At 37.8% G+C, this 23,955-nt stretch carries 23 protein-coding genes, 1 tRNA gene, 1 pseudogene and 1 riboswitch; of the genes and pseudogenes, 9 read left to right on the forward strand and 16 right to left on the reverse strand.

Annotated elements, in window-relative coordinates; all coding sequences use genetic code 11:
* Positions 1 to 122 precede the first annotated feature (122 nt).
* The 4 genes and pseudogenes from NU09_RS17195 to NU09_RS09670 all read left to right on the forward strand — a co-directional run.
* Positions 123 to 359, forward strand: a pseudogene (locus NU09_RS17195) (DUF4172 domain-containing protein); the annotation flags it as partial.
* A 27-nt stretch (positions 360 to 386) separates the two neighbouring features.
* Positions 387 to 1,211 carry a Fic family protein gene (locus tag NU09_RS09665; protein ID WP_242501855.1) on the forward strand — a complete coding sequence of 275 codons (825 nt, stop codon included), beginning with the start codon at positions 387 to 389 and terminating at the stop codon, positions 1,209 to 1,211.
* Positions 1,212 to 1,389: 178 nt separating this feature from the next.
* Complete coding sequence (locus NU09_RS17075; protein WP_165357683.1) at positions 1,390 to 1,551, forward strand: hypothetical protein; 162 nt, start codon at positions 1,390 to 1,392, stop codon at positions 1,549 to 1,551.
* Positions 1,552 to 1,556: 5 nt separating this feature from the next.
* Entirely contained in the window at positions 1,557 to 3,107 is a 1,551-nt protein-coding gene (locus NU09_RS09670; RefSeq protein ID WP_129751079.1) for a recombinase family protein, read from the forward strand.
* On the opposite strand, the gene NU09_RS09675 is transcribed toward NU09_RS09670, so the two are convergent.
* Positions 3,073 to 3,146 (reverse strand) — tRNA-Arg (locus NU09_RS09675). The two genes, NU09_RS09670 and NU09_RS09675, sit on opposite strands and share 35 nt — an antisense overlap.
* Before the next feature lie 114 nt (positions 3,147 to 3,260).
* Between NU09_RS09675 and NU09_RS09680 the strand changes: the two genes are divergently transcribed.
* Positions 3,261 to 3,773, forward strand: a complete 513-nt coding sequence (locus NU09_RS09680; protein ID WP_129751080.1) for an adenine phosphoribosyltransferase — start codon at positions 3,261 to 3,263, stop codon at positions 3,771 to 3,773.
* On the opposite strand, the gene NU09_RS09685 is transcribed toward NU09_RS09680, so the two are convergent.
* The 6 genes from NU09_RS09685 to NU09_RS09710 all read right to left on the reverse strand — a co-directional run bounded on the left by NU09_RS09685 (position 3,770) and on the right by NU09_RS09710 (position 9,856).
* Positions 3,770 to 3,910, reverse strand: a complete 141-nt coding sequence (locus NU09_RS09685) for an SsrA-binding protein (protein WP_129751081.1) — start codon at positions 3,908 to 3,910, stop codon at positions 3,770 to 3,772. The genes NU09_RS09680 and NU09_RS09685 overlap by 4 nt on opposite strands.
* 85 nt (positions 3,911 to 3,995) lie before the next feature.
* Positions 3,996 to 5,189: a hypothetical protein gene (locus NU09_RS09690; RefSeq protein WP_129751082.1), complete on the reverse strand. Its 1,194-nt coding sequence runs from the start codon at positions 5,187 to 5,189 to the stop codon at positions 3,996 to 3,998.
* 26 nt (positions 5,190 to 5,215) lie between these two features.
* Positions 5,216 to 6,046 (reverse strand): M56 family metallopeptidase, encoded by an 831-nt coding sequence (locus tag NU09_RS09695; RefSeq protein WP_129751083.1) that lies wholly within the window; start codon positions 6,044 to 6,046, stop codon positions 5,216 to 5,218.
* An 81-nt stretch (positions 6,047 to 6,127) separates the two neighbouring features.
* Positions 6,128 to 8,149, reverse strand: a complete 2,022-nt coding sequence (locus tag NU09_RS09700) for a M56 family metallopeptidase (RefSeq protein WP_129751084.1) — start codon at positions 8,147 to 8,149, stop codon at positions 6,128 to 6,130.
* A 1-nt stretch (position 8,150) separates the two neighbouring features.
* Positions 8,151 to 8,510 (reverse strand): BlaI/MecI/CopY family transcriptional regulator, encoded by a 360-nt coding sequence (locus NU09_RS09705; RefSeq protein ID WP_129751085.1) that lies wholly within the window; start codon positions 8,508 to 8,510, stop codon positions 8,151 to 8,153.
* A 122-nt stretch (positions 8,511 to 8,632) separates the two neighbouring features.
* Positions 8,633 to 9,856 carry an MFS transporter gene (locus NU09_RS09710; protein WP_129751086.1) on the reverse strand — a complete coding sequence of 408 codons (1,224 nt, stop codon included), beginning with the start codon at positions 9,854 to 9,856 and terminating at the stop codon, positions 8,633 to 8,635.
* A gap of 113 nt (positions 9,857 to 9,969) precedes the next feature.
* Between NU09_RS09710 and NU09_RS09715 the strand changes: the two genes are divergently transcribed.
* Positions 9,970 to 10,572: a DUF1684 domain-containing protein gene (locus NU09_RS09715; protein WP_129751087.1), complete on the forward strand. Its 603-nt coding sequence runs from the start codon at positions 9,970 to 9,972 to the stop codon at positions 10,570 to 10,572.
* Between the two features lie 62 nt (positions 10,573 to 10,634).
* Here NU09_RS09715 and NU09_RS09720 read toward each other — a convergent pair whose 3' ends face one another.
* The 3 genes from NU09_RS09720 to NU09_RS09730 form a co-directional block, all read right to left on the reverse strand.
* Entirely contained in the window at positions 10,635 to 11,870 is a 1,236-nt protein-coding gene (locus tag NU09_RS09720; protein WP_129751088.1) for a homoserine dehydrogenase, read from the reverse strand.
* Positions 11,871 to 11,898: 28 nt separating this feature from the next.
* The gene (locus tag NU09_RS09725; RefSeq protein ID WP_129751089.1) at positions 11,899 to 13,077 is read right to left on the reverse strand and encodes a trans-sulfuration enzyme family protein; all 1,179 of its coding nucleotides are present in this window, start codon (positions 13,075 to 13,077) and stop codon (positions 11,899 to 11,901) included.
* Between the two features lie 151 nt (positions 13,078 to 13,228).
* Positions 13,229 to 13,339: riboswitch (SAM riboswitch) on the reverse strand.
* A 119-nt stretch (positions 13,340 to 13,458) separates the two neighbouring features.
* A complete protein-coding gene (locus NU09_RS09730; RefSeq protein ID WP_129751090.1) occupies positions 13,459 to 14,319 on the reverse strand; it encodes an EamA family transporter in 861 nt (286 codons plus the stop codon).
* Between the two features lie 148 nt (positions 14,320 to 14,467).
* On the opposite strand from NU09_RS09730, the gene NU09_RS09735 reads away from it, so the two are divergent.
* Genes NU09_RS09735 through NU09_RS09745 form a run of 3 tightly spaced genes read left to right on the forward strand, consistent with a single transcriptional unit; the run spans position 14,468 to position 18,181 of the window.
* Positions 14,468 to 16,075: a S8 family serine peptidase gene (locus NU09_RS09735; protein ID WP_129751091.1), complete on the forward strand. Its 1,608-nt coding sequence runs from the start codon at positions 14,468 to 14,470 to the stop codon at positions 16,073 to 16,075.
* A 10-nt stretch (positions 16,076 to 16,085) separates the two neighbouring features.
* Positions 16,086 to 17,243 carry a DUF6438 domain-containing protein gene (locus NU09_RS09740; RefSeq protein ID WP_129751092.1) on the forward strand — a complete coding sequence of 386 codons (1,158 nt, stop codon included), beginning with the start codon at positions 16,086 to 16,088 and terminating at the stop codon, positions 17,241 to 17,243.
* The gene (locus NU09_RS09745; RefSeq protein WP_129751093.1) at positions 17,243 to 18,181 is read left to right on the forward strand and encodes an NAD(P)H-dependent flavin oxidoreductase; all 939 of its coding nucleotides are present in this window, start codon (positions 17,243 to 17,245) and stop codon (positions 18,179 to 18,181) included. The genes NU09_RS09740 and NU09_RS09745 overlap by 1 nt, the downstream gene beginning before the upstream one ends.
* A 136-nt stretch (positions 18,182 to 18,317) precedes the next feature.
* Here NU09_RS09745 and NU09_RS09750 read toward each other — a convergent pair whose 3' ends face one another.
* The 6 genes from NU09_RS09750 to NU09_RS09775 all read right to left on the reverse strand — a co-directional run bounded on the left by NU09_RS09750 (position 18,318) and on the right by NU09_RS09775 (position 23,929).
* A complete protein-coding gene (locus tag NU09_RS09750; protein ID WP_129751094.1) occupies positions 18,318 to 18,959 on the reverse strand; it encodes a YiiX family permuted papain-like enzyme in 642 nt (213 codons plus the stop codon).
* 78 nt (positions 18,960 to 19,037) lie between these two features.
* Entirely contained in the window at positions 19,038 to 20,453 is a 1,416-nt protein-coding gene (locus tag NU09_RS09755; protein ID WP_129751095.1) for an alkaline phosphatase, read from the reverse strand.
* A gap of 177 nt (positions 20,454 to 20,630) precedes the next feature.
* Positions 20,631 to 21,815: a Hint domain-containing protein gene (locus NU09_RS09760; RefSeq protein WP_129751096.1), complete on the reverse strand. Its 1,185-nt coding sequence runs from the start codon at positions 21,813 to 21,815 to the stop codon at positions 20,631 to 20,633.
* Positions 21,816 to 21,900: 85 nt separating this feature from the next.
* Positions 21,901 to 22,521: a DUF523 domain-containing protein gene (locus NU09_RS09765; RefSeq protein ID WP_129751097.1), complete on the reverse strand. Its 621-nt coding sequence runs from the start codon at positions 22,519 to 22,521 to the stop codon at positions 21,901 to 21,903.
* 125 nt (positions 22,522 to 22,646) lie between these two features.
* Positions 22,647 to 23,516, reverse strand: coding sequence for an HAEPLYID family protein (locus NU09_RS09770; RefSeq protein ID WP_129751098.1), 870 nt, complete (start codon positions 23,514 to 23,516; stop codon positions 22,647 to 22,649).
* A gap of 86 nt (positions 23,517 to 23,602) precedes the next feature.
* On the reverse strand, positions 23,603 to 23,929 hold the full coding sequence (locus tag NU09_RS09775; RefSeq protein WP_129751099.1) for a hypothetical protein: 327 nt from the start codon (positions 23,927 to 23,929) through the stop codon (positions 23,603 to 23,605).
* Between the last annotated feature and the right edge of the window lie 26 nt (positions 23,930 to 23,955).

Below are 23,955 nucleotides of genomic sequence, written 5' to 3' on the forward strand. Positions count from 1 at the left end.
AAGATATGCGGTAAAAAACGAGCTTAATCACCGCATTTTTGCGGTAATTAACAATTTTTATCGCCGCATTTTTTTGCGGATGCGGCAAATAAAGTTTATTTTTACCGCAAAAATGCGTCGATATGTATATTCATCAGAAAAAGGACTGGCCCAAATTTATCTGGGATGCGGATGTAATTACTCCACTGATTGGTAAGGTCAGGCACGAACAGGGAAAGATCCTTGGGATGATGCAAGGGTTGGGGTTCCGCCTACAGGAGGAAACACTACTCAAGACACTGACTTTGGATGTGATCAAGTCCAGTGAGATTGAGGGAGAACAGCTTGATCACAATCAGGTGCGCTCTTCCATTGCAAGGCGTTTGGGGATTGAGATAGCTGGGGCAGTGCGTGCCGAACGTGATGTGGAAGGCGTGGTTGAGATGCTTCTGGATGCTACGCAGCATTACGAAAGGCCGTTGGATGAGGACCGCCTCTTTGGATGGCATGCAGCCCTCTTCCCGACGGGGCGAAGCGGAATGTATAAGATAAGGACTGCGGACTGGAGGGATGATGTCATGCAGGTAACTTCAGGGCCGATGGGGAGGGAAATAATACATTTTGAAGCACCGGATGCTGCAAAAGTCCCGGAAGAAATGAGATCTTTTCTGGAATGGTTCAATACAGAGGTGGATCTTGAGCCTGTACTGAAGGCTGCTGTTGCCCACCTCTGGTTTGTAACAATCCACCCTTTTGAGGATGGGAACGGACGTATTACCCGCGCGATAACCGACATGCAGCTCGCGCGTGCCGATCAAAGTAAAAAACGATTTTATTCTATGTCCGCACAAATTCAGACTGAGCGTAAAAAGTATTACGATATACTGGAAAGCACGCAAAGAGGAGACCTGAATATTACGGGATGGATACAATGGTTTCTTGAATGCTTACTGCGGTCCATGGAACAGACTGACGCAACGATTTCGTTAATACTGAAAAGGGTTCGCTTCTGGGAAAATCATAAGGATATTGATTTCAATGCACGCCAGCAGAAAATACTCCAATTACTGTTGGATGATTTTTTTGGAAAGCTTACGGCTTTAAAATATGCAAAGATCACAAAGGTTTCCACAGATACTGCCCTTAGGGATATTCAGGATCTGATCGGTAAAGGTATCATGGAGCAGCAGGGAAGCGGAAGGGGAACTTCATATAATCTGTTAGCAGACTGATAATATACTTATTTTTACCTGCTTCCCGATGCCATTCTTATGATACTATATTTCAAACGGAATCGTTCATGGCCAGTAATACGGTCAAATAATTCCATGAGATGACAAGAGCCGTTAAATTAGAACGCTCTCTGTAAACCACCATAACTTACTCTCATGTCAAATTAAATGAGAGGTTATGGATTTTGAAAAGGACTATAATGCATCCAAGCTTACGCCAAAGAGGGCTATGGCTATGTTAAGGGAGGAAGGGTTGGATGTCAGCCTGGAGCAGGCTTCTGAGATATTATATATACTTCGAAAATTAGCTACTATAGCTATGATTAATCACTTAAAGTAATTTAAATGAACAAGATTGCTGATTTATATGTTAGGGTAAGCACGGATGAGCAGGCGGAAAAGGGGTATTCCCAACGCAATCAGGAAGAGCTTCTAAGAAAGTATTGCGGTATACATAACATTCAGATCAGAAACGTAATCTATGAGGACCATTCCGCTAAGACCTTTAACAGGCCGCAATGGAAAAAACTCCTTCTGAATCTGAAGAAGAACAAAAATAAGACCGATCTGGTACTCTTTCTGAAATGGGACCGTTTTAGCCGTAATGCAGGTGATGCCTATCAAATGATTAATCTTCTGCGAAAGCTCGGTGTGGAGCCGCAGGCCATCGAGCAGCCACTTGATCTAAGTGTACCCGAGAATAAGATGATGCTTGCCTTTTACCTGGCTGCTCCCGAGGTTGAGAATGACCGGCGTGCCCTGAATACTTTTCATGGCATACGCAGGGCCAGGAAGGAGGGACGGTACATGGGAATGGCGCCTTATGGCTATACCAATAAGGTGGCAGAAGATGGCAAAAAATATATCGCTCCCGAACCGGACGCAGCTTCCCTTGTGGTTTGGATTTTCGAACAGGTAGCTAAAGATACCTTTAGTACCGAATCTATTTTCCAGATGGCCAGAGACCGTGGTTTCCGGGTTACCAAGAGTAATTATTGGGTCATGCTGCGTAATCCGCTGTATGCAGGTAAAATAGTGGTGCCTAAGTATAAGGACGAGGATGAGGTTTGGGTAGAAGGCCAACATGAGGCAATCATCAGTGAGGGGCTTTTTTATAGGGTACAGGACGTGCTGGAGGGAAAAAAGCGCACCTACAGGCCTAAAGCACAGACAACGGAAAACTTTCCACTGCGTGGTTTCTTTATGTGTCCCCAATGCGGAAATAAACTTACCGGCAGCAAATGCAAAGGCCGTCATAAGTATTATTACTATTACCACTGTGATAAGGTATGCAAGTACCGGATCAATTCGGAACTTGCCAATCGTTTATTCAAAGAACAGCTAAACAATTATAAACCCATTGCGGCAGTAAAAAAACTTTACACGGCTGTGCTCCTTGAGGCCTACCGTGAGCACACAGGTTATGTATCAGGAGAAAAAAGAAAGACCCTTGAGCAAATAGCCGAATATGAGAAAAAACTTTCTTCTGCGAGAAATTTATTGGTGAGTGAAAAGATTGATGTGGAGGATTACAATCTCATAAAAAAGGAATACGGTACAATTATCCAAAAACTCGAAAGGCAGCTTGCTGAGGTAAGTGACGACAGGGGGAGTATCGAACAGCTTATGAATAAAGGGATTGACAATCTTTTGAAGCTGGGAAATGCTATCGAAAACACCTCGCTTTCGGAAGCCCGTGAACTGATTGGTTTAATTTTTCCCGAAAATTTCACATTTCGCGGAAACGATTTCCAAACCGCAAGGATCAATGAAGTTGTGAGGTGTATCTATTTGGTAAACAGTAAATTACAGGCAAAAAAAAACGGGACAAAAGACGATTTTTTCGCTTTGTCCCGAGTAGTGACCTCGACAGGATTCAAACCTGTAACCTTCTGAGCCGTAATCAGATGCGCTATTCAGTTGCGCCACGAGGCCTTTTTTGCTTAAAGGCTGTCTGAAATCAGGTGATTGACTAACCTTGTTTGCGGGTGCAAATATAGGGAATATTGATTAACTTGCAAACTCAAACCAATATAAAATTGAAAAAAAATGGCATTGGAGAACTATATACGTGACATTCAGGATTTTCCGAAACCGGGAATAGGTTTTAAAGATATTACACCCCTTTTAGGTAGTGCCGAGGCGGTAAAAGAATGTATGGGTTTGTTACTTAGTAATTTAAAGGATAAAAATATAGATAAAGTGGTAGGAGTAGAGAGCAGGGGCTTCTTTTTTGCCACTTTATTGGCCTATGAGCTTAATGCAGGATTTGTTCCGGTAAGGAAGCCCAATAAGCTGCCTTATGAAACTATTTCTTCTTCTTACGAACTGGAATATGGAATAGATACTTTAGAGGTGCATATAGATGGTATACAAAAAGGTGACAGGGTTTTAATACACGATGATGTATTGGCTACCGGCGGAACGGCAGCAGCAGTATGTGAGCTGGTAGAAAAGTTGGGTGGTGTAATCGTTCAGTGTAATTTCCTTATGCAGCTGTCTTTTCTAAATGGTAAAGATAAGATAAGCAAATATGATATTTATTCGCCATTAATATATTAATCCAGTGCGTGGGTAGTAACATAATACTTCCAGGCAATTATGGCTTTTTGCAGCTTTGAGGCCTTACTTAGGTCAAGTTGTTGTTTAGTATAATTTGGCAACAGCCATTTATTGAGCTTGGCTAGTATTTTAAACATGGCATAACTGGTTTTGGTTGTATCAAAGATAAAAAAAGACTGTCTTGATTGACAGTCTTTTAAGTAAATTATAAGAGGTGTAGTCTTAAGGGGCAGAAGTTGCCCTTAATTTTCCGTTAAGTCTTCCTATATAAATATCCGATATAGGTTTGCCTTCATCAATATCATACCATGTGCCTGATACTTTATAACTTCCGTCAGCTTCTTTTAGGGTAATCGTAATATATGTAATCTCTCCGTCAGCATTTCTTTTTAAACCTTTCCAGGTCATTATTATTCCGGTTTTTTTAAGTTCTGCTGCATAGGCCTGTAAATCGTAATCATTATTCTCTTTATGTATTATGAATGAAGTATTGTTACTGTATTCATATTTTGTTTCGGTAGGTTTACCATCCTTAGAGTTTACCCATACATGCTCTTCAATAGTATTATCAGGTTTCGTTGTAACCAATATAACGCCTTTTCGCGCTTTTTCACCATACTTTGCTACGTTATCTTTCGTTACCTTGCTAACATCTATTTTCGCAATATTATCTTGGTTAAGACTTTTAATCATTGCCAGAGAAGCCTCCTTACCGTCAATAAGTATTAGGGCTTCATTAGCATTAACTTCGTTACTATTAATCCCGGTTTCTTTTACAATAGTATATTTTCTTATACGTCCTGTTGTATTATCGGTTACCCTTTGTGATATGGATTTATTTATATCATCTGTTGATTTGTAAAGCACGGTATCAACACTATTACTAAAGGTATAAAATTTCCTGTTGTTTGTGTCTGGCTTAGCGTTACTACCCTCTGTGGACGACGGTTTTTCGGCAACATTTTTAGTTTTAATGACCGCATTTTTTTCTCCTGTTACGGGGTCTTCATGCGTATCAAAAATAACTTCGGATGTGGCGGTATATTTAAACTTTTCGTCCTCTATAGAGATTTCACTTTTTCCTTCGGCGGTTTGCTCTATTATTATAAAAAATGATTCAATACCTGTTTTAGCATATTCTTCACGACTCCAGCTTTTCAGGTCAGTCGGTTTATCAGCTGTAATTTTTAGTTTATATATTTCTCCCTTATCGTTGCGTTCTATATTCTCAAATTTTAAATTGAAATCATATTGTTTGTTAATAAAATCAGCTTCTTTGTGTAAGGCCTCGTCACTAAAATTATTTTTAATTTCTATGGCAAGTATTTCACCTTTAAATTCAGGTGTTTCATTTTGAGGGACTGTATCCTTACGAGTTGTTTTTTCCTGAGCAACAGTCCTGATCTGGAAAAACATGATAAAAGCTGTTAGGGCAGGCAATATTAAGGTATACTTAATAAAGTTCCTCCTTTGGATTTAGGTGTGTTAAGCATAACGATTCGTTTTTTAATTAATGATTGATAAAAATGATTGGTGATTGCAATACAATCCTGTTGCACGGTAAATTTCAATAAGGTTTTTTGGTAGGCTTTGGTATCGCTTACCAGTTTAGATGTTTCACTGTCTGCAATAAACTCAAGATTTTGTGAAATTACTTTTTTGTATAACCATGCTAATGGATTAAACCAGAAGATAATACAAAACAGTTGGCCCAAAAGCATGTCTGCTGAATGTTTTTGCCTGCTGTGTACTTTTTCATGTTCCAGTATATTTTCCAGCTCTGCAGGCTTTAGAACAGATGTGTTAAGCACTATATAATTGAAAAACGAAAACGGAAGTTGTATGGAAGAGTTATCTATAACTTTATATTGCCCCTCTTTTAGCATAGGTCTCCCTTTAACGATACGCTTTATTTTATAAAGGTCCCAAAATAATTTTATTAGTAATAACAGGACTCCGCACAGATAAACGGTTAAGGCGACATAGTACCAGTTTATGGTAAAAGCCTGTTCCTGCTGAGGTATAATAATTGGTGTAACCTCAGATTGTGGTACAGAATTAGTTATTGCCTGATATACTATAGGTGTACGCTCTATAATAACTGTTTTTGTATAGAACGCCAGCGGTAGCAGTGCAGCAGTAAACAATCCGGAAAGTAAAAACCATCTGTTAGCAGTAAAAAAGGTTTCTTTTTTTAGGAGTAACAGGTATGCTATGTAAAACAGACCTGTTAGGGCAGATGCTTTTAATGCGTAGATGGTAATGTTTTCCATATGTTTATTTTATTTTTGAGAATGCGGTAATTACCGCATTCTCAACATTGTTATTAACTAACTAACTTTAACAATAACAACTTATTCTTTTTCGCTTCTTATTTTTTTAAGCTCTTTTTCTATCTCCTTACGACTTTCCATAATCTCTTTACGTGCTTCCTCCATTTCCTTTCTCATTTCCTCCATTTGTTTACGGGCCTCATCTCTTTCTTTAGCTCTGTCAGTATTTCTTTCCTGCCTTTCTTCAACCCTTCTTTCAAAACGTATTTTTCGTTCCTCCATTCTTTGTTGATCACGTTGAATCTGATCTTCACCACGCTTAATGTTTTCAAGACCTCTTTGTAAATCCTGTTGCATCCTGTCTTCCGATATCCATTGTAAATTTTCGGCATTACGCTGCATTTCTTCTGCAACTCTTGCATTGACTTCAGCAAAAACCTGTGGATCAATCATGTTTTCCATGTTGAATTCAAAATCTTTCATAGCATTCAAGTCAAAAATTATAGGTGAAGAAGTGAAAGTTAACTGTCCGCCTTCCTGGGTCGTAATTTCAAGAGCACCTTCTTTAGCTTCTTTACCATATTTCTTTTTGGCATCCTTACTGCTAAGAATATTTAAAGATACAATGGTTTGTCCGTTAGGTATGGTAACTGCAGCTCCTTTTTGCTGTTTTTTACCGTTAATAATAACAAGTATATCATTATTGGCGCTGTTAATTATATGTAGCCCGTTTTGCATGCCTGGTTGCATAAAACCTAATGTAGGAGGTGCCGGTGGAGCCGGTGGAGCTACTGATGATCTTGGAGCCATAGGAACTATTGGAGCCGGAGGAGCAATAGGATCTTCTCCGTCCTCAAAGTATTCCATGTTGTCAGCATACATTTTATATTCATTACTTACAGGTAATGCTGCAAAAGCTACAGTGCTGGCGTTGTTATCTGTTTTTTCCATTTCTATCCGGAAAGGATTAATAGCGTTAGTGCCTTTGGTTTGGAAAATCTTTGGTTCGCTGCCGTTATTTATTGTTACTTTAATACCTGTAATTTCGCTATCGCTATTGCGGGTAACATCGCTAAAGGTTACAGTAGCATTAAACTCCTTTTGACTAAGCTCTTTAATTTTTTCAAAGTCTTTTTCGTTTGAATTTTTGTTGATTTCAAAAGCCATTTTAAATTTTTCCTGACTTACCTCTTCTACAGCCTTAGAGTTATCCCTTTCCTGTGCAACCACTTTTATCTGGAAAAGATAAATAAAAGCAGTAAGGGCAGGTAATACAAGTGCATACTTCCAGGAATTAAGTTTTCCTGATTGTTTTTTGTTTAACATAACGATTCGTTTTTTGATTAGTGATTGATAAAAATGATTAGTGATTGTAATATATTCCGGCTGAAGAGTAATCTTCAACATAGTTTTCTGATAGGCTGTTGTATCGCTGATTTGTTTAGCAGCGTAAGCATCGGCAATAAACTCCAAATTCTGAGAGATTGATTTTTTATACAGCCAGGCAAACGGATTGAACCAGAAGAAAATAGTAAGCAGTTGGCTAAGCAGCATGTCTGCCGAATGTTTCTGGACGCTGTGCACCTTTTCATGACAAAGTATACTTTCCAGTTCATGAGGTAGTAAAATAGCCGAGTTGTATACTATATAATTAAAGAATGAAAAAGGAGCCTGTATCTTTTGGGTATCAATAAAGCTGAAACCATCCTGTTTTATGGCTTTTACATCTTTTAATATACGCCTTAGTGATATAAAAGTAATTATAAGTTTTAGGGTAAGGAACAGTACTCCGGCTATATAAATACCCAGCACAATATTGGGCCAGCTTAAAGCAACTGTAGCATCGGCTATACTGGTATCCTGCTGCATTAAAAGTAACTGGCTTACATCTATAACATGTACTTCCTGTATAGGTTGCGGATCTATCCATACAATCTTTGTAAATACGATGATGGGTAACAGTAACGAAGTAACAATACCAGCAAGTAAAAACCATCTGTTTGATACAAAAAATGTTTCCTTTTTAAGGAATACATAATAGGCAATAAAAAATACAGCTATTAGTCCGGATGCTTTTACCATATAGATGAAGAACTGTTCCATACTATTTCTTTTTTTCTATCATATCCAGTATTTCACGCAATTCATCGGCACTTATTTTTTCTTCCTTCGCAAAGAACGATATCATACTCTTATAAGAGTTATTAAAATAACTCTCTATAGCATTGCTCATAAAACCTTTTCGGTATTCTTCTTTAGTTACAACAGGGTAGTACTGGTGTGTGTTGCCATAAGCATTGTGGCCTACATATCCTTTCTCTTCCAGATTGCGAATCATTGTGGATACCGTATTGTAGTGAGGCTTATTTTCCTTAACCTCTTTCAGCACATCCTTTACAAAAGCTTTTTCCAGCTTCCATAAAATGTGCATTACTTCTTCCTCCTTGTTCGTTAATTTTTGCATGGCATCTTTAATTATTAATCCAAAGCTAAAACTAATTCTTTAGTTTACCAACTATTTTTATAGTTAAATAACTAAAAAGTTAGTTTTTTATTGTACAGAGGTGCAAAAAAAATGATTGAAATTTATGCAGTTTCGTTTTTTAAACGGTTTTTAACCCATAAAGTAGCCGCGGCTGCAAGCAATGCCGCACAGCCCATAAAAAACCAGTTAACATTATATCCGCCATGCTCATGAGAAATTATTGTCATACCGGTTTTGGCACTTAATATATGTGCCATGCTGAATGTCATGGTGTAAAGTGCCATGTATTTTCCTTCCTGGCCGCGGGGAGCACGGCTAAGGGCAAAGGAGTTGGCAAAAGGAAAACAAAACATTTCGCCAAACGTAAGGAATACCACACTTAACAAAAGTATACCTATCCATACATTGATTAATAACACAAAAAAGCTGGCAGCAAAAAGTAACGATCCCCAAATTATGATTTTTATTTTAGGGAAATTCTTTCTTTCAAAATAGCCTACAATAGGCATTTCCATAAAAAATACCATAAGCCCGTTAAAAGACATTATAAGCCCGGTATGGAGTTCGGTTAGCCCATAAGCTTCTCTATGATATAAAGGCAGAGTAGTAAACAACTGGAAGAAAACCATAGCTGTTGTAAAACTTGTAAAAAGGAAGATTATAAATGTTGCATCATTCCATACATATCTCTTTTTTAACGGTTCGTCCGAAAAAGTTTCCGGTTCTTTACTTTTCTTTTTCTCCTTTACAAGGATATAGAAAATAAGAATGGATATAATACATGATGCACCATCGGCCCAAAATAATCCTTTATAGCCGATACCAATAATAATTAGTCCGCCTAATGCTGGTCCTGCCGCAAACCCTAAATTTACTGCAAGTCTTACTAATGTAAGGGCACGTGTACGGTTTTCGGGTTTGGCATAAGCTCCAAGGGACACAAACATTGCGGGGCGAAACATATCGGCAATAACCATAATGCCAAACATGGCAAAACATAGCCCTTCAAATGAAGTAACAAACTGCAGCCCGAAAAATAATATTCCCGTTGAAAAAAGGCTAAAGACCATTACCTTATAAAATCCTATTTTATCGGACAGTTTTCCGCCAATCCATGAACCTGCCATGGAGCCAAATCCAAAGCTTACTAATATCCATCCTACCTGATCGTAGCTAAAGTGCAGGTCTTCCTTTAAGTATTTAGACAGGAAGGGTAGTACCATTGTGCCGGCACGGTTAATAAAGGTAATAAGGGTAAGTATCCATATCTCCCTGGAGAAGCCCCTGAAGTTATTGATATAGCGCGTGAATGCCTGAGAAAACATTTTAAAAGGATGGTTTACAGCAAAGATACGAAGGAAGAGGGGCTTAATATTAACTACCGGTAAAAAATATTTTAACGAATTGGTTACTTTTGCATGAACCTTAAAATAATTAAATGAAAAACATACTTACGGCAGGTATTTTACTATTGTCTATTATGGCAGGGGCACAGGAATGCTCTAAAGAAAGCAGCCTTGCCTATCAAAAGGAACTTAACAGCCAATATGCCAATCCGGAGGAATCGCCATTAAAGAAGGAAGATTTAAAAACGTTTAAGGCTCTCGATTTTTATCCGGTAGACCTGGAGTATTGCGTAACCGCCAAGCTGATAAGGACACCTGATGAGAAACCATTTTATATGGCTACCACAACGAGCAGAAAGCCACGTTACAGAAAATTTGGTGAGCTTGTTTTTACCCTTAAAGGAAAGGAATACAAACTGGATGTTTTTCAGAGTGTTGATATGATGAAGATAGAAGAGTATAAAAACAGTCTGTTTTTACCTTTTACCGATCTTACATCAGGCAACGGAAGTTACGGGGGAGGAAGATATATTGACCTTAAAATCCCTGCAGGTAATACCATACAAATAGATTTTAATACGGCTTATAATCCTTATTGTGCCTACAATCACGATTATTCATGCCCTATACCACCAGAGCAGAATGATATACTTGTAGAGATTAAAGCAGGGGTTAAAGAATATAAAAAGCATTAAAAAACAAAAGCCGCATCATAATAGATACGGCTTTCAACCTAAACATAATCAGACCAAACTAATTAAGCTAAAATTAAAGATTCATGTACAGCAGTTTCTTTTTCTTTTTCAATGTTTAATAGTATAAAAGACCTTTCGCCTTTGTTTTGGCTTTGCAGGGTCTTTAGGTTTTCCAGGGAAATGTTACCTGTTATATAACCAGACTCATTATTTACATACGATTCCTCTATTGTGTCAAAATATTCTTTAAGGCTTTCGGCCTCTTCTTTTGTGTGGCGCAGGAATACTTTTAGGGTTACCTGATTAGTAAGCACCAAATCTTCCTGCTGGTATATTTTTTTGTATTCATAACGGTAGTCATAACTTAAGGCGGATATATCCGATAGTACTGCCGAAGCTGTAGGATGCGCACCCGCACCCCGGCCTACAAAAAAGTGAGTATCGGCAAAGCTTGTTTTTGTAATAATTCCGTTAAATACGTCATCTACGGTAAAGAGGCGGTCTTCGTTACCCACAAACTTAGGGATAACAAAAGCGGATAGGTTTCCGTTAGCTCCTTTAAAGGCCTGTGCTACCAGTTTAATTTTTAGTCCTTTTTCACGGGCATACTTAAGCTCCAGTCCGCCTATGTTGTCAATTCCTATATTAAAGATATCTGTGGGATTGGCAATGTAACCAAAAGAGTGTGCTAATAATATTAGCAGCTTATATTTGGCATCAAAACCACCAGTGTCAAGAATAGGGTTACTTTCGGCAAAACCTTTATCCTGTGCCTGCTTTAGGGCTTCCTCATAAGAAAGGTTCTCGGCAAAGGTTTTGGTAAGTATATAATTGGTAGAGCCATTTACAATACCTTCTATAGATTCTAAAAGGTCGTTGTCATAATACTCTTCCAGATTACGGATTATGGGCATACTGGCACAACATGCTGCTTCATATAACAATGGTACATTATATTCACGCTGTAGTTCCAGCAATTCGGTAAAATGCTCGGCAACCATCTTTTTGTTGGCAGAAACTACTGCTTTCCCTTTTTTAAGGGCAGCCGATACAATTTCAAATGCAGCATCGGCATCATCAATAAGTTCTACAACAACATTTATATCATCGTCGTTAAGGATATCGTTTTTATCAAACGTAAAGTTTTCGGCACCTATTTCGCGTGCTTTATTTTTATCCTTAACACAAATGTTTTTAATGTTTGCCTTTAGTCCGGGAGTTTTATCAAGTACTTCATATAATCCGAAGCCTACACACCCAAAACCGAATAATCCTATATTTAATTTTTTTCTTGACATTTTTATACTCTTCTTTTTTCTGGTTTAATTAAGCCGTTACAGCAGTTTTATCAGCATTTGCCTTTACAGCAGCCTCAATGGCCTGTTTTAGGTCGGCAATAAGGTCATCAGCATCTTCAAGTCCAACAGACAGGCGAATTAAGCTATCGGTTACACCCGAACCGTATCTTTTTTCGGCAGGGATAGATTTGTGAGTCATTTCACAAGGCAGGCAGCAAAGGCTTTTTACTCCTCCAAGGCTTTCTGCCAGTTTGAAAAGTTTAGTGCCCGAAACAATTTGTGAAGCCAGTTCCTTATCGTCAATTACAAGATCAAAAGCTATAACTCCACCAAAGTATTTTTGCTGGCTTTTAGCAATCTCATGATTGTGGTGAGATGGTAGGCCAGGGTAATAAACATTTTTAACCAGTTTTTCTTCCAATAGGTATTCGGCAATTTTTTGAGCATTTTCAGCATGTTGTTTAACCCTAAGGTTTAATGTTTCTATACCACGGATAACCAACCAGCTGTCAAAAGGGCCTAATATAGCTCCAGAGGCATTTTGGATAAATTTGATTTTTTCGCTTAGTTCAGGAGTTGAGGTTACTACAAGGCCGGCAATAAGATCGCTGTGTCCTGCAATGTATTTTGTAGCACTGTGGACGATAATATCAGCTCCAAAATCTATAGGCTTTTGAGAAACCGGAGAAGCAAAAGTGTTGTCTACGCAAAGAATTATGTTATGTTGGCGGGCGGTTTTTGCAATAGTACGGATATCGGATACTTTAAGGGTCGGGTTAGTAGGCGATTCAATCCATATAAGTTTTGTCTTGTCGGTTACTGCATCTGCAACGTTTTGTGAGTTAGTAGAGTCTACATAGTTTATTTTAATACCAAACTTTTGGTAAACGTGTGTAAATAAACGGAAAGCACCACCGTAAATATCATCCACTGCAATAATCTCATCACCTGCTTCAAGTAGTTTAATTACGGCATCAATAGCTGCAAGTCCGCTGGCAAAAGCAAAACCTGCATGTCCGTTTTCAAGTTTGGCAATACAGTCTTCAAGTACTTTACGGGTTGGGTTGTTACTGCGGGAGTAATCAAAACCTTTGTGCACACCCGGTGCATCCTGTACAAAAGTTGATGTTTGGTAAATAGGGGTAGAGATAGAACCTGTTAGCGGATCAATTGGTAAGCTGTTAAGAATTAGAGTCTGCTCTTTCATTTTTTTTTGATGTTTAGAATATTTGACATTTTTTCAGATTCTGTAAAAAACATTCTAAACCAGTCTATCGGAAAGTGCATAAAACAAAAATGCCTTTCCGATAAGTCAGAAAGGCACATAATATATTTGAAGTATTATCTACGTATTTCTAAACTTATCTTTCCATGCCATGCATGGTTGAATGTGGCACCTTATTCAGTTTTACCTGAACAGGTTGCCAAGACGTCATAGGGTCAAATCCCTCGGTCTTTCTGGATAAGAATTATTTTCTAAAGAACTTGCAGCAAAGTTAATGGACAAACTTTCTAATTTCCAAATAAAATTTTATTTATTTTTTAAAGTGTTGTTTTTCAATGTTTTGAAGGTTATGTTCTATAACCTTTAAGACTGTTGCATTTGCGAAAGAGTGATAAAAACGATAGCACAAAGTGCCAAAAAAAGCCCAAGATAATTTAATCGGGTCATTTTTTCCTTAAAGACAAATATACCTGCAAGCGATCCTAAAACAATAACTCCCATGTTCATTCCTGCAAAAACGGTAGATGGGTTTTTGGCAAATTCTTTGTGTGCATAAAGGTAAAAAAGAATATTACAGAAGTTAAAAATACCCACCAATGCACCAAAGGCAAAATTGAAGAGACAGAACTTTTCTTTTTTAACAATCAGTTCATAAATAACATATAGCCATGCTATTACCAGTGCCCCGCAAAAAATTACAAAAAGAGAAGTGGTAAAAGGTAATGACGTTTGCAATGCAATATTTTTAAATAGTACATCTACGGTACCAAAGCCAAAAAGCACTATAGCAGGATATAGCCATTTGTTTTCGGTATTACTGTCCTTTTTTGAAAGGATTAATGCAATAGCAGGAAAGCCTATAACTAGGCCTATTATTTTATAAACAGAAAAAGATTCCTTAAACAGGAAATAGGCAGCAATAACCGGTATGAATAAAGACAGGCGCTGTGCCGCATCGGTCTTTACAATGCCCATATGCTTAATGGATAAAGCAAGAAATACAAACACCGAAGGTAAAAGGATGGACAATGGGATGTAAAGTTCCCAGGGCGCATCGTTGTTTATAGTTTGCAGGTCGGGCTTAAAAAACAGATAGCACAATACAATGGCAAAAATATAGTTCCAGGCTACTATCTGGCTTATGTTTGCAGTATACTTTTTAGATGTTTTAAAAATAACACCTACAGTAACACTGCATATAATACTTAAAATAAGGTATAACATTATAAAACCGGTTTGCGCAAAAGTAATATCTTTTAGTTACTTGCAGGCATCTTTTGTATATTTGATTCCTTCTAGGTAATGGAGGTGTAAATAAACCAAAAATGCCTATAAGGCGTATTTTTAGTTACAGGTCAATAAAAAAAATAAAATGAAAAAGCAGTTATTTATATTGTTCCTTATATTATCAGCAAACTGCTATGCACAGGAGGATGCCTGGGTTTACTTTAATGATAAACCCGATGCCGAGTATTATCTGGCAAATCCGCTTGAAATGCTGTCACAACGTGCTTTAGACAGAAGGAATAATCAGGGCATTGCACTTGATGAGCTTGATGTGCCTGTTCATGAGGATTATCTTTCTCAAACCGATGCTGCTACAGGTATTACCGTTATGGCAAAATCCAAATGGCTCAATGCGGTACATGTGCGCGGAACGATTGAGGATATTTCGGCACTGACTTCACTTAGCTTTGTACAAAATATTGAATTTGCAGATAAAACCATAAATACTCCCGGAAGGCCTGCTGTTTCGGCAAGCACAAGTACTGTAAATAACAAACTGGACGTTCAGGAGAATTATGATTATGGCATGAGTACTTCCCAAATAGACATGCTTAACGGACAGGTACTGCACCAGCAGGACTATACTGGGGAAGGAATGATAATAGCTGTTATGGACTCCGGATTCCCTGGGGTAGATACGGCACAACCATTTCAAAACCTTTTTGATAACAACCTTATTTTGGGCGGCTATAATTTTGTAGCAGGCAGTAACGATATTTATACAGCTGATAATCATGGTACTTATGTGCTATCCACTATGGGGGGCTATGTAGAGGGAGCTCTTGTAGGCACTGCGCCTAATGCTTCTTACTACCTGTTTATTACTGAGGATACCAGTAGTGAAAACCCTGTAGAGGAGTCATATTGGGTTGAGGCAGCCGAAGTAGCCGATAGCCTTGGGGTAGATGTAATAAATACATCCTTAGGCTACTATAACTATGATAATCCTAATTACAACTATCCGTATGAATCGGTAAACGGGCAAACCGCATTTATGACACGTGGTGCAGACATAGCCTTTAGCCGTGGTATGATAGTGGTGATTTCGGCAGGAAACAACGGTAACAATGCCGACCCGTATATAGAAATACCTGCCGATGCCTTTAATGTACTTACGGTAGGTTCTGTAAGCTATGATGAGGCACGTTCTTATTTCAGTAGTATAGGCCCAACAGGTGACGGGCGTATAAAACCCGATGTTATGGCACAGGGATCGGCGGCTATTTTTGCCAAGCCAGACGGTACTATAACCTTTGGTAACGGTACATCTTTTTCCAGCCCTATAACTGCCGGACTGGTAACATGCCTGTGGCAGGCATTTCCTGAAAAGACAAATACTGAAATTATGGCTTTGGTAAAGGGCTCGGCCGACAGGTTTACAAATCCTGATTTTGAATACGGTTATGGTATTCCGGACTTTGCCTTTGCTTTAAATGAGCTTACCGTTAAGGAGGTAGCCAAAACAGATTTTATTTTATACCCTAATCCTGCAAATGAGGTTATAAATATTGCTTTTCCGGATGATTTCGGGCAGGCATCAATAACTATTTATAACAGTTTAGGGCAGGTTGTTTTAAAACAGAAAGTGATCGCTAATCAGGCAATATCGCTAAGTAATTTATCGTTTGGAGTATATAACTACGTGTTATCATCTTCCGATAAATCGAGAAGCGGAAGGCTGATAAAACAATAAATATTTACTTATGCGACACACCTTACTATTCGTACTTGTACTTTTATTAGTTTCCTGTCAAAAAGAAAAGCCATTAACACCTCAGGAGATGATTTTGGGTAGTTGGAAGGCTGTTGATACTACAACAAGTGAAGATTATAGACACCGATATGGTGATTTAAGAGGATTTGATTTTTTAAATGATAGTGTTTGTGATTATAAATTAGGATATTTTTATTTTGATTTAAAAGAATATCATAATTATAAGGTTGATGAGAATTATAAACAACCTAATGATTTTGTAAAGTATTTAGGTACCCGAACGAGCTATTCCATCTCAAAAGATACTTTTAAAATATTTGATAAAGGGGAGGAGAAAAAAGAACTCATTTATCATGTATTAAAATTTACAAAAGACACCCTTATTCTTGAAGATTATGATAGTGAAGATAAAGACATATTAACTTTAGTGAAACAAAACTATGAGATTAATAAACAACATCAGTTTGATGGTGTAATAGTATCCGGCTCTCATTGTTTTGGTTCTTGTCCTATTAGTAATATCTTAATAGAGGCTACGGGTGATGTAAAGTATTTGGGAATTGATTATGTTGGTGCAAAAGGTTTTAAAACCTCAAAAATAACTAGGGAACAATTTAATGAAATTGCAACCCTATTTTATAAGGCAGATTATTTTAACATGAAAAATTATTACTATACAGAAGTGACAGATAATCAAACTGTTTCTATAGCTTTTCTGAAAGACGGGAAAATAATTAAATCTATCAGGGATTATGCTTCTTCTGCACCGACAGAATTGATATGGGCCTATAGACCTGTACAATTTTTAAATCAGCAGTTGAAGTTTACAGAATGGAAAGTGCCGGATTATATGACATTCAAATACTTTTTATACGCTACTTTAAGTGATAAGCGAAATAACCGCTTGTACCTTACAAGTGCCGAGTCTTTCTATTTAATAAGCACTTTAATTGAAGGGAAAGAGGTTGATAAGGTTTTTGAAGAAAAGTATAGGTTTGACTTTGGTAATAAGGATATTCAAAATATATTTACAGATGGACGCTTTTTTAAGTTTAAATTTAAAAATAAGGATACAAAGATCATAGATATTGGCTTTAATTTTTTAGAAAGCAGTAATCTGGTTGATACTTTTGAAAAAACAAAATAATGAACAGAATAACTCAATTATTTAATATACAATACCCTGTAATACAGGCGGGAATGATTTGGGCCAGCGGATATAAACTGGCAAGTGCAGTAAGTAATGCAGGTGGGCTTGGCCTTTTAGGGGCGGGGTCTATGTATCCGGAAGTGCTGCGCGAACACATACAAAAATGTAAAAAGGCAACCGATAAGCCTTTTGGTGTTAACGTACCAATGCTGTATCCAAACATTGAAGAAATAATGAACATTATTGTGGATGAAGGCGTGAAGATTGTTTTTACCTCTGCCGGGAATCCAAAAACATGGACAGCATGGCTTAAAGAAAGAGGAATAACCGTTGTGCATGTTGTGAGCAGTGTAAAGTTTGCCTTAAAGGCTCAGGAAGCAGGAGTTGATGCTGTTGTAGCCGAAGGTTTTGAAGCAGGAGGACATAACGGTAGGGAAGAGACCACTACCTTTACACTTATACCGATGGTAAAGGAAAAATTACAGATTCCGCTTATAGCAGCAGGGGGGATTGCTACAGGCAGGGGAATGCTTGCAGCCATGATACTTGGTGCCGATGCAGTACAGGTAGGAAGCCGATTTGCAGCTTCGGTAGAATCGTCTTCACATGATAACTTTAAACAGGCAATAGTAAACGCCCAGGATGGCGATACGCACCTTACCTTAAAAGAGCTTGCTCCTGTAAGGCTTATCAAAAACAAATTCTTTCATGATGTAGCCGATTTGTATACCAAATCGCCATCTGTAGACGATCTTAAGGCATTACTGGGCAGGGCACGTGCCAAAAAGGGTATGTTTGAAGGAGATCTTGACGAAGGAGAACTTGAAATAGGACAGATAGCAGGGCTTATACATGAAATTAAACCTGCTGCCGAAATACTAACAGAGATTATTACCGATTTTGAAAAAGCCAAACAGGAAGCTGTTACCCTTTAAGTATAAAATCATTTATGCAGGATTGTCATTTTGAGCGAAACGGAGTGGAGTCGAAAAATCTCCTTTTCTGCCAGAATAATATAGAAGCAAAAGCCCGGCTATTATAGTCGGGTTTTTACTTTTTTATGCTTTAATTTTATTTAGATGTTACTGTGTATAACAAATTGCTGTTAAACAATGCCGCCGGAGAAACTACCTTTTCCTCCATTGGAATATTATTACGGTAGCGTTCGTGTAACTTCTGTTTTACAGCATTGTTAGTAAGGTCAAAATCCTTTAACTGCTGAGTAGGGCAAAGTTCGGCCCCTGCTTTGTGATATAGTTTCCAAACCAGTTCAGAGCAGTATATTTTATCGTCTCCCCATCCAAAATACAGGTCATAATCCTTACCGGCCATTTCTTTTCCGGCTTCTTTCATTTCTCTTATCTGCCAGTCTTTTAAGCCGTCTTTGGCTGCTTTAAGTCTTTTGACTACATAATGAGCGTCCTTACCTCTGGCAATCCATTTTTCTAAAGGCGTTTTTGTAACAGGCTGTATGGCTTCAAAAACATAATATTTATCTGCTTCCTTGTAGATAACTCCACAATGGGAGTAAACCGATTTTGTAGCCATCTGTATAGCCTGACTTTGTGAGGATAGCGATGTTTGGAAAATGATATCACCATCGTGCAGAGCAGAAAATTCAGGATTCTCCTTTACATCGGGTTTTACTTCTTCAGTTTTCTTTTTGCAGCTTATAAAAAGCGATAAGGTTAGTAATAAGAGTATTCTTTTCATTTATAGCAGTTTTTTTACAACGCAATATATAAAAAAAGGTGCCATTGAGGCACCTTGATATAATAGGATTGTAAAGTTTTAGAACTTATTTTCAACCTCTGCGGCTTCCAGCATAAGGTAATGAAGATCTGTGTTTTTTACAAACGGTTTAAGCAGTTGACTACCCGGACCAAACATTGCCAGTTCCACATAGTCTGCAGAGTGGTTCATACTTATCCATCCCACTGAGTTGTTTTCTTTTTGCATTTCTGCAAATGCCTTAAAAGGGAGGTGCTTGTAATTATAAAGCCCTCCTTCTTTTTCAAGTCCGCTATAATAGCTTAATATGGTTTTTGCCTCATCTTGAGATATTGTCCTTCCGTTAGCATGAGCAATTATTTCCCTTACCTGTGCAGCAGTAGAATCACCTTTAATACTGTTTAGGATCCACTCGTTAGTTTGTGTATATTTTTGAATACTATCGAAGTTACTGTTGGCTTCCTGACCGTATATTACACCTGGGTTGGCATTACCGTGATCGGTAGTGATAACAACAAGGGTATTACCGTCTTTTTCGGCAAAATCAATAACCGTCTTAATAGCTTCGTCAAAAGCAGTCTGATCATAAAGCAGTGCTGCAATATCATTAGCATGTGCACCCCAGTCTACCTTACCGGCCTCAATTTGAAGTACAAAACCATTTTTATGTCCTTTCATACGGTCTATAGCCTTTTGAGCCATTTCTGCAAGGGTAGGAGTAGCCTCGGTAAGTTCTTTGCTGCTTCTGCGGTCTATAGTATATGGTAATCCGTCGTCAGCAAAAACACCCAGTATTGGTTTATCGTTACTTGCTGCCATCATTTCACTGCGGGTACGGGCAACCTGCCATCCTTTAGCCTTATAATCGGCATAAACGTCTTTTTTATCTTTTCTTTTATCTGCGCTAAAGTAGTTGTTACCTCCGCCCATCATTACGTCAAAACCTTGTTTAAGGTATTCTTCTGCAATTTCAGGCTGAGCGTTACGGCTGTCGCTGTTTACACAAAAACCGGCTGGAGTAGCGTGGGTAATAGGTACAGTAGTAACACATCCTGCCATTTTACCTGCTTTTTTAAACTTTTGCCATATAGGCATGTTCCTTTCTCCGTTAGGGCCTACGTTAAGCGAACCGTTGTTAACCCTTGCTCCACCACCCCATGAAGAACTGGCAGCAGCCGAGTCGGTAACAATAGAACTTGCAGAAGCCGTATCCATAAGTGCCCTGCTAATGCGTTGGTCTTTATAAAGCTGTAACCAGTTAGAACCTTTTCCGGTTTTACGGCTAAGGTATAAATCGGCCATGTTTAATGTTCCGGTACTCATACCGTCGCTAACCATAAATATAATGTTCTTAGCTTTTTTGTTTTTGTCTAAGTTGTTAAGGTCAAGTACCTGTGCAGTACCTTCAAAAGGATTAAGGACAGCTGCGCCTATGGTGAAAAGCGAACCGTTCCTGAAAAATTTTCTCCTGTTCATTTTTAAGTTTTGTTTGTAGTAAAAAGGAATCCGCCAAATTTACGCAACTGCGCCAACACAGGGTTTACGCGCAGTGTTATTTAAACTTTAAGGAAAACGGAATTTAACTTTAAATAATTGTAAAACAAGGCAAATGTAAGGAACTTTTAAACCTGCTGCCCGGGTTTAACATTTGCACTAATTGAGGTTAATAATCTTTTCTGTTTTTACTAAAGCACCATTTGCTATAAAGTTGCTGCCTTTACTTATTTCTAGGGTATATGTGATTTGCGGCTTTGTTATAGGTTTAATTTCAGTTATTTGCAAATATTCGCCGGATTCAGGAATATAGATATAATCGTTAAGTTCAATTTGTTTTACAGGAGCGTCCTGTATGTAATCAGTGTTTGATTTTGCAGGGTTTAATGAAGCCCAACCTTTGTTTTTTATAAAGAAAGGATGGTCGTTAGTAGTTATTATGCTTTGATTTCCAAATTGAATCTTTATAAGATTGTTATGGTAAACTTTTACTACTTGTGTAACTTCTGTTTCTTCAAGCGACTGGTTATTTTCATTATACGTTAATATACTTTCTCCTTTTATAATCTCTTCAATGTTTTTAGTTTTATTTTCCGGCAGAGATATTTTTGTTCCAGCCGCAAAACAATGTACATCCAGTCCGTCAAAATTTATTTCGCTAATGGCTACATCATCATATTTTGATCCTTTGTAAACTTCAATAATCTCAAATGTTATTATACTTTCCCTGTTTTCTACTTTAGAATTTAAAGGCTCAAATTTAAAGCTTTGTTCAGCAGTGGTATCCTGTAGTTCTAAAATAGCAATGGGTTTATTGTTTACATATAGTTTAAGCTTTTTAACCCTTGCATTCTTTTTCCATAAATCATGTTTTTTTATGTAACCATTATAGATTTTTATTTGTGTAACCCTGGGAGAGAAAGGTTTAAAATAGAAATTAATTTTGGCTCCTATAACCTCTTGTTTAGTATCGGGAACCCATGCGGTAAGTAAATTAAAGTCGTGTATATTATCGGATACATATAGGCTATCATTACTAGGTAGAATACTTGAAGCAGTGATTTCATAGGGCCCTCCACCACAATACCAACTGCAACCTACACCTTGTGTATAAGGCCCTTCAATCATTTCAAGTTTGTCAATCATTTCCTTTTCCTCGTTATTCAGGGACTCATAATCTTCATTGTAATATTTGTCAAATAACTTTTCCCATGTTTTATATTCTGAATCATTGTAAATATGTTTACCGCTTGATACAGTAGCTTTAATGGTTTTTATTTCCTGTGCATTAATAGTTGTAAGTGATGTAACGATACAAAAAAGAAGCTTGATAAATGATTTCATTAGGTGTGTTTATGCTTTATAGTATTTTTCTATAAAAATAGTGAGTTCCGGTAATTAATATCCAGATAATTAAACAATCTAGTACCTAAACATTAAAATATTCTTTATACCAGTCAATCTCGTGATGGTCTTTTACATCAGTTTTGATCTTATGGGCTGAGTCAATTTTAGAATATACTATCTCAAGGCTGGCATAATCCCTTTGGCTTATGACTTTAAATCCGTTTCGCACAAGCTGGGCAGCACAAACTCCCATACCTATCTGGTATATTTTATTTTCTGCAAAGCGATTACCGTCATAAATAACCTGGCTTCCACAGGCAGCACTTACATCCATTAATATAGCAAGTTCTATAGCTTCGGCTTTGGCTATTTCGAGCATTTTTTCTGAAGCTGCAATCATTCCTTCCGTCCAGTCTATTCCGCTATCGGTTAGTACTTTTGCTTTACCGTTAAGTACATCCATTCCGGTTCCGCCATGTATATCACACATTTCACGCGGAGAACCAAAAGAATATTCTTCAGGACAAAACGAAGTTACTTTTACGGTGTCATATTGCAGTACTTTTAATGCACTGGGATATTCGCCATTTGCAGTGCCGTCATACCCACATTTTATACCTTTAAGGCACGCACTCATAAGTATACGAAGCGGATTTTCTGTTGTAGGAACCCTAAGTGATTTTATATAGTTTAGATCTGTCATGGTAAAGCGGTTAATTAATTCAAATATAATGAATTAAGTGTTTTTGAAAAACATGTATTAGAATAAAAGAAAAGCCGAAGCATAGCTCCGGCTTAAACACAAAAAAAACAAATTAACCAAACAATTTAGTTGTGTGCGGGTTCATAAATAAGCCTTAAAAAAGTGCTGAATCTTTCGTTTTCACGGTTTATAGGAATGCCGGTTACAATACCTATAAGAATATTATCTGTAACACCTACACGCATTTGAGGCCTTACTGTCATGTCAAAATCATGTTTTTGGGCTTCCTTATTAAATTCAATACCAATAAAATTCCGCGTACCGGGTATCATATAATGCACGTTTGTATTGATTTGCCAAACGGTATGGGTATTGTTATCCTCAAAATGATGAAACACCTGCGGGCCTGTATAGAGTAGTGTATGGAAATTTTGACCCCAGCGTTTTGCCGCAATAAAAAACGGATTATAAACATTGCCTGTAAACAGCGGAGAGCTGCTATACTGATTAAAATCGGTAAGTTCAAATTCCTGTATGTAACCAATAGCCATAGATGTCTTTAGTTTTTCGGAAACGAAAAAAGAGTATTGGGCTGCCATTTTCAGACTGTTTAATTTACTGCCTGGGGCATTGGTGTTGCCGTTTACAGGATAGTAAAATGAAAAAGGAAGTTCCACTTCAAGCCCCAATCTGTTTACCGGGGCCCATTCATACTCTACAAGGGCGATATATTCATCATGGGTGTTTTTGTCGGTTAGCCCCATGCCTACATTCCATTCCCTTTCTCCTTTGCGGGCACCAAGATCCCTTATCAGGTCAATATACAAAGGCTCAGCATGCAATATTTTCACGGGTTGTGCATAATCCTGTACCTCTGCTATATAGAGGCTGTCGGCTATGTTATTGGGAATTTCATCATTGGTTTGGGCAAAGCCGTTAAGCGCTCCTAAACAGGTAAGTAAGGCAGCTGATCCTGCCTTTAATAAAGTATTCATTTTTAATTTATTAGCAATTAGACAAAAGCCTATGCCTCATGCCGTTTGACATAAGATAGGTTTAGATTGTTATATCTTGTAATAAACTAAACTTCCGGAGGGGGGGAGGTTATTTCAAAAAAGGGAGTTTGTATGTCCTGCTCTTTGGCAGTAAGATTTTCCCTTTTTATAAAAATGTGGTTTTGTTTTTTTGATACTGCACAAGGCTGACTCATAAAAAAATCAAGGCTTATCTTTTTTACCGAGTTGGAATCGGTATCGGTATCGTCATATTCTGCAACAGCATTATCAAAACCCAGTAGTTTTTCTATAATAAGTTCCAGTAAGCTCTCCTGTTTGTTTATGGTAAGGTCTTCGTGAGTATTAGCGGCACCGGGTACATCTATACAGCAGTTTAGTATGTATAAGGACATAAATCCCCATATATACTTAATAAAAA

Origin of the sequence: Flavobacterium beibuense (genome assembly GCF_004151245.1) — a bacterium.
GTDB lineage: Bacteria > Bacteroidota > Bacteroidia > Flavobacteriales > Flavobacteriaceae > Flavobacterium > Flavobacterium beibuense_A.